Origin of the sequence: Frateuria sp. YIM B11624 (assembly GCF_049727805.1) — a bacterium.
Lineage (GTDB): Bacteria > Pseudomonadota > Gammaproteobacteria > Xanthomonadales > Rhodanobacteraceae > Frateuria_A.
Genome location: NZ_JBCNYA010000018.1, coordinates 73,523 through 82,993, shown reverse-complemented (window position 1 = coordinate 82,993; position 9,471 = coordinate 73,523). Strand labels below are relative to the sequence as shown.

The 9,471-nt window shown below is 69.7% G+C and carries 10 protein-coding genes; 6 read left to right on the top strand and 4 right to left on the bottom strand.

All coding sequences use genetic code 11. From position 1 onward, the window contains the following. Positions 1–221 precede the first annotated feature (221 nt). On the top strand, positions 222–755 hold the full coding sequence (ppa, locus tag AAIL17_RS10915; RefSeq protein ID WP_424682867.1) for an inorganic diphosphatase: 534 nt from the start codon (positions 222–224) through the stop codon (positions 753–755). Positions 756–818: 63 nt separating this feature from the next. Here ppa and AAIL17_RS10910 read toward each other — a convergent pair whose 3' ends face one another. Continuing rightward, positions 819–1,739: a LysR family transcriptional regulator gene (locus AAIL17_RS10910; protein WP_424682866.1), complete on the bottom strand. Its 921-nt coding sequence runs from the start codon at positions 1,737–1,739 to the stop codon at positions 819–821. 119 nt (positions 1,740–1,858) lie between these two features. On the opposite strand from AAIL17_RS10910, the gene AAIL17_RS10905 reads away from it, so the two are divergent. From AAIL17_RS10905 to AAIL17_RS10895, 3 genes are read left to right on the top strand one after another with little or no spacing between them, the layout of a single operon-like run. Continuing rightward, positions 1,859–3,034 carry an MFS transporter gene (locus tag AAIL17_RS10905; RefSeq protein WP_424682873.1) on the top strand — a complete coding sequence of 392 codons (1,176 nt, stop codon included), beginning with the start codon at positions 1,859–1,861 and terminating at the stop codon, positions 3,032–3,034. 30 nt (positions 3,035–3,064) lie between these two features. Further along, positions 3,065–4,129, top strand: coding sequence for an aldo/keto reductase (locus tag AAIL17_RS10900; RefSeq protein WP_424682865.1), 1,065 nt, complete (start codon positions 3,065–3,067; stop codon positions 4,127–4,129). Continuing rightward, positions 4,126–5,142, top strand: a complete 1,017-nt coding sequence (locus AAIL17_RS10895; RefSeq protein WP_424682864.1) for a zinc-binding alcohol dehydrogenase family protein — start codon at positions 4,126–4,128, stop codon at positions 5,140–5,142. Before AAIL17_RS10900 ends, AAIL17_RS10895 begins: the two co-directional genes overlap by 4 nt. Before the next feature lie 3 nt (positions 5,143–5,145). Here the strand turns inward: AAIL17_RS10895 and AAIL17_RS10890 are convergent, their stop codons facing one another. Further along, positions 5,146–6,012, bottom strand: a complete 867-nt coding sequence (locus AAIL17_RS10890; RefSeq protein WP_424682863.1) for a helix-turn-helix transcriptional regulator — start codon at positions 6,010–6,012, stop codon at positions 5,146–5,148. A 271-nt stretch (positions 6,013–6,283) separates the two neighbouring features. Between AAIL17_RS10890 and AAIL17_RS10885 the strand changes: the two genes are divergently transcribed. Next, the gene (locus AAIL17_RS10885; RefSeq protein ID WP_424682862.1) at positions 6,284–6,997 is read left to right on the top strand and encodes a hypothetical protein; all 714 of its coding nucleotides are present in this window, start codon (positions 6,284–6,286) and stop codon (positions 6,995–6,997) included. Between the two features lie 45 nt (positions 6,998–7,042). Here AAIL17_RS10885 and AAIL17_RS10880 read toward each other — a convergent pair whose 3' ends face one another. Both AAIL17_RS10880 and AAIL17_RS10875 read right to left on the bottom strand, forming a co-directional pair. Further along, positions 7,043–7,648, bottom strand: coding sequence for a ferritin-like domain-containing protein (locus tag AAIL17_RS10880; RefSeq protein WP_424682861.1), 606 nt, complete (start codon positions 7,646–7,648; stop codon positions 7,043–7,045). A gap of 152 nt (positions 7,649–7,800) precedes the next feature. After that, complete coding sequence (locus AAIL17_RS10875) at positions 7,801–8,451, bottom strand: TetR/AcrR family transcriptional regulator (RefSeq protein WP_424682860.1); 651 nt, start codon at positions 8,449–8,451, stop codon at positions 7,801–7,803. 345 nt (positions 8,452–8,796) lie between these two features. On the opposite strand from AAIL17_RS10875, the gene AAIL17_RS10870 reads away from it, so the two are divergent. Then, positions 8,797–9,456 carry a protein-L-isoaspartate O-methyltransferase family protein gene (locus AAIL17_RS10870; RefSeq protein WP_424682859.1) on the top strand — a complete coding sequence of 220 codons (660 nt, stop codon included), beginning with the start codon at positions 8,797–8,799 and terminating at the stop codon, positions 9,454–9,456. Positions 9,457–9,471 lie beyond the last annotated feature (15 nt).

The following is a 9,471-nucleotide window of genomic DNA, read 5'->3' as shown; positions in this document are numbered from 1 at the left end:
GTGGGCTTCAGCCCACCGCCTTCCGCAAGCTTGCCGGTGGGCTGAAGCCCACCCTACGGGGCCGCGACGACATCTCCGCAACCGCTAGCCGTACCTCGAGCCCCGGAACCGAGTCCCCGGATAGCCGTCCGCCAAACGCCTACAGCAACGTTTCGCTGCATTGCAGCAGCGTTTGCCGTATCCTTTCGCGCCTCGCTTTTTCGTTCCCCCGAAGGATTCCCATGGGTCTGCATCACGTCCCCGCCGGCCGCAACGTGCCGGACGAAATCAACGTCGTCATCGAAATTCCCAAGGACGCCGAGCCGGTCAAGTACGAAGTGGACAAGGAAAGCGACGCGATCTTCGTCGACCGCATCCTGTCCACGCCGATGCGCTACCCGTGCAACTACGGCTACGTGCCGGGCACCCTCGGCGGCGACGGCGATCCGCTGGACGCGCTGGTGATCCTGCCCCTGCCGCTGATTCCCGCTTCGGTGATCCGCTGCGTGCCGGTAGGCATGCTCAGGATGAGCGACGAGGCCGGCAGCGACGAGAAGCTGATCGTGATCCCGGCGCCGAAGATCTTCCCGGGCTACGCGCACATCAGCGACATCAAGGGCGTCTCGCCGCACTGGCTCGAGCGCATCGGCCACTTCTTCGAGCACTACAAGGACCTGGAGAAGGGCAAGTGGGTCAAGGTCGACGGCTGGGTCGGCGCCGACGAGGCCAAGGCCGAGATCCTGGCTGGCGTCGAGCGCTACAAGGCTTCCAAGTAAGCCGCGCTCCTGCAGGGGCGCGTCGCCAGCGATGGCGGCGCGCCCTTTTTTCATGCTGCGCGCTCATGTCTGCGCCCCGCGCTCCCACGGTGGCACTTCGCCGAACCGCTCGGCGAGGAAGTCGATGAAGGCGCGCACGCGCGGCGGCATCAGCCGGCGCTGCGGCATTACCGCGTAGATGCCGCTCTCGGGCAGCGTGTAGTCCGGCAGTACCACCTCCAGACGGCCTGCTCGCAGCTCCTCGTGCACGTGCCAGTGCGAGTGCAGCGCGATGCCCTGGCCGGCCAGCGCCGCGTCGCGCACCAGCTCGCCGAGCGTGGTCTCGAAGCGGCCCTGCACGCGCACCACGTGCTCGCGCCCGCGGCGGTCGGTGAGTCGCCAGGTGTCCTGGCGGCCGTCGCGGCCGCTGAGCAGCACGCACTCGTGCTGCGCCAGATCGGCCGGCGTGCGTGGACGGCCATGCCGGCGCAGGTAATCCGGCGAGGCGCACAGCATCCGGCGGTTCGAAGCGAGCCGGCGCGCCACCAGGCTGGAGTCGCCCAGCGTGCCGATGCGGATGGCCAGGTCGTAGCCCGCGCCGACCAGGTCCTGCATTTCATCGCTCAGGTGCGCGAACAGGCGCAGCTTCGGGTAGCGCGCCAGGAATTCGGGCAGCAGCGGCGAGATGTAATGGCGCCCGAAGGCCGCCGACAGCGTCATGCGCAACGTGCCCGACACGCTGGCGGCGCTCTGGCGCAGGTCGGTGGTGAGCGCGTCGAGGTCTTCCACCAGCGCGCGGCCCTGCTCGGCCAGTAGGCGCCCTTCCGGCGTGGGATGCAGGCGGCGCGTGGTCCGCTGCAGCAGCCGCACGCCCAGGCCACGCTCCAGCCGCTTCAGGCGCTGGCTGGCCACTGCCACGGACAGGTCCAGGCTGCGCGCGGCGGCGCTGATCGAGCCCAGGTCCAGCACGCGCAGGAACAGCAACAGGTCGTCGAGGCGGTCCATGATTATCAACCGTTCTTTGAAAGCGATTCGCCATCCTGATGGTTTCTGGCGAAAGTGCAAGCGCCTAGCCTGCGCGCTTTCCGATCGGAACCCGAGCCGTGAATCCTGCTTCCCCCCGCATGCCCGTGGCGCTCTACGCACTGGCCGCCGGCGCCTTCGGCATCGGCACCACCGAATTCGTGATCATGGGCCTGCTGCTGCAGGTCGCCGGCGATCTGCACGTGGGCCTCGCCGCCGCGGGCCTGCTGATTTCCGGCTACGCGCTGGGTGTGTTCGTCGGCGCGCCGCTGCTCACCGCGGCTACCGGGCGGCTGCCGCGCAAGACCGTACTGCTCGGGTTGATGGCGATCTTCACCCTGGGCAACCTGGCCTGCGCGCTGGCGCCCAACTATGGCGTGCTGATGGCAGCGCGCGTGCTCACCTCGCTGGCGCACGGCACCTTCTTCGGCGTCGGCTCGGTAGTGGCGACCGGGCTGGTGGCGGCCGACCGGCGCGCCTCGGCGATCTCGCTGATGTTCACCGGCCTGACCCTGGCGACCCTGCTTGGCGTGCCGGCCGGCACCTGGCTCGGCCACCTGGCCGGCTGGCGCGCCACGTTCTGGGCGGTGGCGGCGATCGGCGTGGTGGCGCTGGTGGTGATCGCCGTACTGGTGCCGGCGGAGCGTGACCGGCAGGAGGCGACGCCGCTGCGCGCCGAGTTGCAGGCCATCGCGCAGCCGGCGGTGATGCTCGGCCTAGCGACCACGGTGCTGGGCTTCGGCGGCGTGTTCACCGTGTTCACCTACGTCCAGCCCCTGCTCACGCGCGTCAGCGGCTTTGTCGACAGCGCGGTGTCGCCGCTGCTGCTGGTGCTCGGCGTGGGCCTGATCGTCGGCAACCTGCTGGGCGGACGCCTGGCCGACCGCCGCCTCGCGACCGCCCTGGTCGGCAGCCTGCTGGCGCTGGCCGCGGTGCTCGCAGTGACCGGCGTGGCGCTGCACGCCCGGCTGCCGGCGATGCTGGCGATGGCGCTGTTCGGCATCGCCGCCTTCGCCACCGTGGCGCCGCTGCAGCTCTGGGTGCTGCACAAGGCGGCCGGCGCCCCCAACCTGGCCTCCAGCCTGAACATCGGCGCCTTCAACCTTGGCAACGCGCTCGGCGCCTGGCTTGGCGGCGTGGTCATCGAACACGGCCCCGGGCTGGCCGCGGTGCCTTACGCCGGCGCCTTGCTCACCCTCGCCGGCGCGGCGGTCGCCGTGGCCGGCCTTCGCGCGGCACGCCCCGCGCCGGTGCGGCTCGCTGCCTGCGAGCGCTGATCGTTACCTCCAACCGCAAGGATCCCCGTCATGGAATACCGCTTTCTCGGTGCCTCCGGCTTCAAGGTGCCCGCGCTCGGCTTCGGCGCCGGCACGTTCGGCGGCAAGGGCCCGCTGTTCGCCGCCTGGGGCGCGACCGACACCGCCGAGGCGCGGCGCCTGGTCGACCTGTGCCTGGAGGCCGGCGCCAACCTGTTCGACACCGCGGACGTCTATTCCGACGGCGCCTCGGAGGATATCCTCGGCGCCGCGCTGAAGGGCCGGCGCGAGCAGGCCATCATCTCCACCAAGCTGACCTTGCGCGCCGGCGACGGCCCGAACGACGTCGGCGCCTCGCGCCACCACCTGCTCGGCGGCGTGGAGCGCGCGCTCAGGCGGCTGGGCACCGACTACATCGACCTGCTGCAACTGCACCACTTCGACGCGATGACGCCGGTGGACGAGGTGATGGCCACGCTGGACGGCCTGGTGCGCGCCGGCAAGGTGCGCTACCTGGGCGCGTCCAACTTCTCCGGCTGGCAACTGATGAAGTCGCAGGCGGCGGCCGAGCGCCATGGCCGCGCGCGCTTCGTCGCCAACCAGGCCTACTACTCGCTGATCGGCCGCGACTACGAATGGGAGCTGATGCCGCTGGGCCTGGACCAGGGCCTGGGCGCGGTGGTGTGGAGCCCGCTCGGCTGGGGCCGGCTCACCGGCAAGGTCCGCCGCGGCCAGCCGCTGCCGCCCGGCAGCCGCCTGCACGAGACCGCGCAGTTCGCGCCGCCGGTGGACGAGGAGCGGCTGTACCGCGTGGTCGACGCGCTGGATGCGGTTGCCGCCGAGACCGGCCGCAGCGTGCCGCAGGTGGCGATCCGCTGGCTGCTGCAGCGGCCGACCGTCGCCACCGTGCTGATCGGCGCGCGCAACGAGGCGCAGCTGAAGGACAACCTCGGCGCGGTCGGCTGGTCGCTGGACGAGGCCCAGATGGCGCGGCTGGATGCTGCCAGCGCGGTGATGCCGCCCTATCCCTACTACCCGTACTGGAACGGCATGTTCGCCGAGCGCAATCCGCCGCCGGTGCCGGCCAGCCTGCCTGCCGGGGGAGATCCCGCATGAAAGCCGTCGCGCTGACCCGCTACCTGCCGATCGACGATCCCGAATCGCTGCTCGACGTGGAACTGCCGATGCCCGCCTTCGGCGAGCACGACCTGCGCGTACGCGTGGAGGCGGTCTCGGTGAATCCGGTCGACACCAAGCTGCGCGCGCCGAAACCGCAGGCCGAGGTCCACCCGCGCGTGCTCGGCTTCGACGCCGCCGGCACCGTGGAATCCGTCGGCGCCCGCGTGCAGGGTTTCGCGCCCGGCGACCGTGTGTACTACGCCGGCGATGCGACGCGCCCGGGCAGCAACGCGCAGTTCCAGGCGGTGGATGCGCGCCTCGCCGCGCACGCACCGCGCTCGCTCGATGCCGCGCAGGCGGCCGCGCTGCCGCTGGTCTCGCTGACCGCATGGGAGCTGCTGTTCCAGCGCATGCCCTACGACAGCGAACGGGGCGGCGAAGGCCGCACGCTGCTGGTGATCGCCGGCGCCGGCGGCGTCGGCTCGATGGCGATCCAGCTCGCGCGGCGTGCCGGCTTCAGGGTGATCGCGACCGCGTCGCGACCGGATACCGTCGAATGGTGCCGCCAACTGGGCGCAGCCGAGGTCATCGACCATCGCCAACCGCTGGCGCCGCAACTGGCGGCGCTCGGGATCGCGCAGGTCGACGCGGCGGTCAACCTGGCCGATACCGACGCCTACTGGGAGGCGCTGGGCGAACTGCTGGCGCCGCAAGGCCACGTCGGCCTGATCGTCGAACCGCGCGGGCCGCTGCCGCTGGGCGGCGCGTACAAGGCCAAGTCGATCGGCATCCATTGGGAATCGATGTTCACCCGGTCGCGCGAAGGCACCGCGGACCTGGCCGAGCAAGGGCGCATCCTCGCGCGCGTGGCGAAACTCGTCGACGCGGGCGAGCTGCGCGGCATCGCACGCGAGACGCTTTCGCCCATCGATGCCGCGAACCTGCGCGAAGCCCATCGACGGGTCGAATCGGGCCGAGGCATCGGCAAACTGGTGCTGGGCGGCTGGTAGAGGTCAGACCGCGCGTTGCCGGTCCAGGCGCTGGCTGCGCAGTCTCGCCTGCAGGCGCTTGAGGTCGCTGCTGCGCAGTTCGTCACGCAATTCGCGCGGCGAACGCCCGAACTGCTGCCGGAACGCGGCGCTCATGTGGCTGTGGCTGCTGAAGCCCAGGTCGCAGGCCAGCGCGGCGAGGTCGTCCTCGCCATCGGCGAGTCGGCCCAGCGCGGTGCCGAGGCGCTGCTGCAGGCGGAACCGGCGCAGGGACTGCCCGGTCCTCGCGCGGAACAGGCGGCACAGGTGGAACGGCGAGCAACCGGCCAGCGCCGCCAGTTGTCCGACGTGCAGGTTCTCGCCGGCCTGGCCGATGATCGCCTCCTCCACCCGCGCCAGCCGGCGCGAGGTACCGGAGGAGCGGCGCAGCCGCATCGACGCGGCGTTGCTGAGCAGGCAGCCGAGCGCGTCGTAGAGCAGTTCCTCCGGGTCGTCCGCATCGGCGGAGCCGTGGCGCAAGCCCAGCCACATCTCCACGTGCGCCTGCTGGAACTCCAGGTCGTGCGGCAGCTCGCGGCAGGCCGGCGGCGTGGCCAGGCCGAGCGCATCGAGCACCGCATCGTCGACCCGCACGTCGGTGCAGCAGTCGCATCCGGCCGCGTCCGGGTGCGCGACGCGGTAGTCGGCGTTCCGCTGCACCAGCACCGCCTGGCCCGGGCGCGCGTAGCACACGCGGCTGCCCACGCTCACCGCGAACGCACCGCGGCGGGTGAACAGGAAGTGTGCCGGCTCGTCGCCGTTGGGGCCGCCGCAGTTCACCCGCGGCGGCCGGCACACCTGGTCTATCACCAGGAACGACGGCGACCGCAACATGGTCTGCATGATCGACATGGCGCGGCTCCAGCAGCAGCCTGCCAGGAATCATACGCCCGCCCCGCGACTGCCGATCGCGCGAAAAGGCAATCCGTGCGCACGTTTCTGAAAGCGCGGCGATGCGATTCGTGCAGGGCCGGGTGGCGTCCGCGCGGCGCGCACGTTTCTGAAAGCATCCCGTCGTCGCCCGCGCCACGCTGGCAACGCATCCCGTCGAAGGATGCCAGGTATCCGGCGGCTCCCCCACTTCGACCGGACCTGTCGATTGGCATGCTGAGGAGATACGGCGATGACCAAGACACTGTGCACCCTGCTCGCCGCCTGCTGCGTCGCCGGTGCGGCGCACGCGGCGCAGCCCGCGTCCGTGCGGGACTGGCTCAATCCGATGCTCTATCCGAAGGATTCGCAGCCCTTCGGCAAGAGCATCTCCACCTGGGCCGAACTCAACTGGCAATGGATCTATGCCCAGCCGTTCGAGCACAACCCGTTCCTGGACACCAGCGGCGCGGACTGCGGCGTCGGCCAGAGCGGCCCGGTATGGCAGCTGGCGCCGATCGCATCGATGATGTCGGGTACCTCCACCCGCCACTGCACGATCCCGCGCGGCAAGGCGCTGATGCTCAACATCGGCAGCGTCAACGACGACTGGCCGTGCCCGGATCCGAACTTCCGCCCGCAGCCGGGGCAGTCGCTGTACGACTTCCTGGTGGCCGACGCGCTGACCTACAACATGGTCACCGAGCTCGACGTGAAGCTCGACGGACGGCCGATCTTCGACCCGATGCGCTACATCTACACCTCGGAGAACCTGTACGCGCTCAAGGGCGACCCGAGCGAGGTGCAGTTCGATCCGTGCATCACCGGCCACTGGCAGCCCAGTGTGGTCTACGGCTACTTCATGATGTTCCGGCCGCTGTCGCCGGGCGAGCACACCATCGTGCGGCACAACCACGACAGCAACGGCACCGACATGACCTACATCTATCGGCTGACCGTGCAGTAGCGGCGAGCCGCCCCGGGCGCCCGCATGGTCGGGCGCCCGACCGGATCAGTGCGCGCGGCCGGTGCGCGGACCGGCCTGGGTCTTCATCTGCGCCGGCCGTGCCGGCTCGCCCTTCTTGCCGAGCTGCTCGAGCAGGGTCGCCATGTCCTCGGCGTGTTCCTCTTCCTGTGCCAGCACTTCCTCCATGACGCGGCGGGTGGTCGGGTCGTCGCCGCCGATGTACTCGACGATGGCGCGGTAGGTGTCGATGGCGATGCGCTCGGCCACCAGGTCTTCCTTGATCATGTCGACCAGGTCCACGCCCTCGGCATAGTCGGCGTGGGCGCGGCTGACCAGGCCGTCAGGGTTGAAGTTCGGTTTGCCGTCGAGCTGCGTGATGCGCTCGGCGATGCGGTCGGCATGTTCCTGTTCCTGCTGCGCGTGCTCGAGGAACTCCGCCTTGACCGCCTGCGAGTTGATCCCCGAGGCCATGTAGTAGTGGTACTTGTAGCGCAGCGTGCAGACGATCTCGGTGGCCAGCGCCTCGTTGAGCAGCTTGATCACGGTCTCGCGGTCGGCGCTGTAGCCGGCGGTGATCGCGCCCTGGTCGATGTGCTCGCGGGCGCGCTTGCGGATGGCTTCGATATCGGTCAGGAACGGCTTGTTTGCCATGTCTGTCCCTCGGTGGTGGCGACCCGGGGCAGGCTAGTGGCGGCGGCGCGAAACCATGGTGAAGCGAGGGCGGCGGGGTTCCGTCGCGTGGGCTTCAGCCCACTTGGATCATGCCGGCAGGTTCGACGGCGGGCTGAAGCCCACCCATGTCCTCAGCGCGGCAGGTAGGCGCGCAGGAACATCTTCACGCCCGAGCGGGCGGTCGCCTCGATCTCGGCGGCGTAGCTGTCCGGGCATTCGCAGCAGCCGAACATCTGCCGCATCATCAGGTTGCCCTTGATCAGCGTGAGGAACTGCACGCAGGCGCGCGGCACGTCGTCGATCTCAAGCTTGCCGGCGTCAACCGCCTGCTGCAGCAGGCGTTCCATCAGGCCATGCGTACGGGTGGCGCCCTCTTCCCACATCAGCCGGCCATAGCGGGGATTGCCCTGGCGGCAGTCGGAAAGGATCGCGCGGAAGGTGCCGACGGTTTCGGCGTTGCAGTCGAGCTTCGCGTGGGTCAGCGCCACGCGCAGCAGCGTGTCGGCGATGTCCTCGCGCGGATCGAAGTGGTAGGTCTCCTCCGGCAGCAGGTCCTGCACGCGGGCGCGGATCACTTCGCGGAAGAGGTTGTCCTTGTCGCCGAAGTGGCTGTAGACGGTGAGCTTGGATACGCCCGCCTCGGCCGCCACCGCGTCCATGCTGGTGCCGGCGAAGGCATTGCGGATGAACAGCGCCTTGGCCGCCTCCAGGATCGCCGCGCGCTTCTCCATGTCCTTCGGGCGACCGGGACCGGGAGTCTTGGCGTGGGCGGGACAATTCATGGTGACACCTTGGACGGGAGCGGCTTCACAGGACGAGCGAAGAACTTTATTATACGGATCGGTTCAATTATTTCCAGTTCCCTTGGAAGTGAGCATGTCTTCGACCGCTGCGGGGCATTCCTTGAGCGCAGTGTACCGCCACGGGCGGTCCAGCCGGGTTGAGGCCGCCCGTGCGGCAGGCGCGAGTGTCCGCGGACACCGCGCCACGCATGACTTCCGTCAATCCGGCGCGATGACTTCCGGCACTTCGGGCACCCGCCTCCAGGCCGCAGGCTAAACGCACTGTCGCGGCGGCCTCCGAACGCTTATCCTTTTGATCTTTTTGATTCTTGCGGACGTAAGACCATGGCGATGAATTTCGAACAGGCACGGCAGAACATGGTCGAGAACCAGGTGCGCCCCTGGGACGTGCTCGATGTGCGTGTGCTCGATGCGCTGGCGCAGGTGCGCCGCGAGGATTTCGTGGCGCCGGCGCATCGCCGCCTGGCGTTCGCCGACGCCTGCCTGCCGATCGGCCACGGCCAGGTGATGATGAAGCCGGTGATCGAGGGACGCGTGCTGCAGGCGCTGGACCTCAAGCCCACCGACCGCGTGCTGGAGATCGGCACCGGTTCGGGCTTCCTTACCGCCTGCATGGCCAAGCTCGCCGCGCACGTGACCAGCGTGGACGTGCATGGCGATTTCACCGCCGCCGCGCAGCCGCGCCTGGAGGCGGCCGGTGTCGCCAACGCCAGCCTGGTCACCGCCGATGCGATGCAGGACTGGCAGCCGCAGGAACAGTTCGACGCCATCGTGGTGACCGGCGCGGTGTGGCAGGTCCCGCAGCGCTTCCTCGGCTGGCTCAAGCCGGGCGGCCGGCTGCTGGCCATCCGCGGCGAATCACCCGCGCAACAGGCGGTGCTGCTGACCCAGGCCGGTGCCGGCGGTTACCGCGAGGACTACCTGTTCGAGACCGACCTGCCGTACCTGCTCCACGCCGAGCCCCCCCGGCGTTTCGTTTTCTAATCTCCCAATCGATTG

What these genes read in the sequence shown, in the direction of transcription:
- ppa (WP_424682867.1), top strand. Translation starts at nt 222, where the DNA reads ATGGGTCTGCATCACGTCCCCGCCGGCCGCAACGTGCCGGACGAAATC.
- AAIL17_RS10910 (WP_424682866.1), bottom strand. Translation starts at nt 1,739, where the DNA reads ATGGACCGCCTCGACGACCTGTTGCTGTTCCTGCGCGTGCTGGACCTG.
- AAIL17_RS10905 (WP_424682873.1), top strand. Translation starts at nt 1,859, where the DNA reads ATGCCCGTGGCGCTCTACGCACTGGCCGCCGGCGCCTTCGGCATCGGC.
- AAIL17_RS10900 (WP_424682865.1), top strand. Translation starts at nt 3,065, where the DNA reads ATGGAATACCGCTTTCTCGGTGCCTCCGGCTTCAAGGTGCCCGCGCTC.
- AAIL17_RS10895 (WP_424682864.1), top strand. Translation starts at nt 4,126, where the DNA reads ATGAAAGCCGTCGCGCTGACCCGCTACCTGCCGATCGACGATCCCGAA.
- AAIL17_RS10890 (WP_424682863.1), bottom strand. Translation starts at nt 6,012, where the DNA reads ATGTCGATCATGCAGACCATGTTGCGGTCGCCGTCGTTCCTGGTGATA.
- AAIL17_RS10885 (WP_424682862.1), top strand. Translation starts at nt 6,284, where the DNA reads ATGACCAAGACACTGTGCACCCTGCTCGCCGCCTGCTGCGTCGCCGGT.
- AAIL17_RS10880 (WP_424682861.1), bottom strand. Translation starts at nt 7,648, where the DNA reads ATGGCAAACAAGCCGTTCCTGACCGATATCGAAGCCATCCGCAAGCGC.
- AAIL17_RS10875 (WP_424682860.1), bottom strand. Translation starts at nt 8,451, where the DNA reads ATGAATTGTCCCGCCCACGCCAAGACTCCCGGTCCCGGTCGCCCGAAG.
- AAIL17_RS10870 (WP_424682859.1), top strand. Translation starts at nt 8,797, where the DNA reads ATGGCGATGAATTTCGAACAGGCACGGCAGAACATGGTCGAGAACCAG.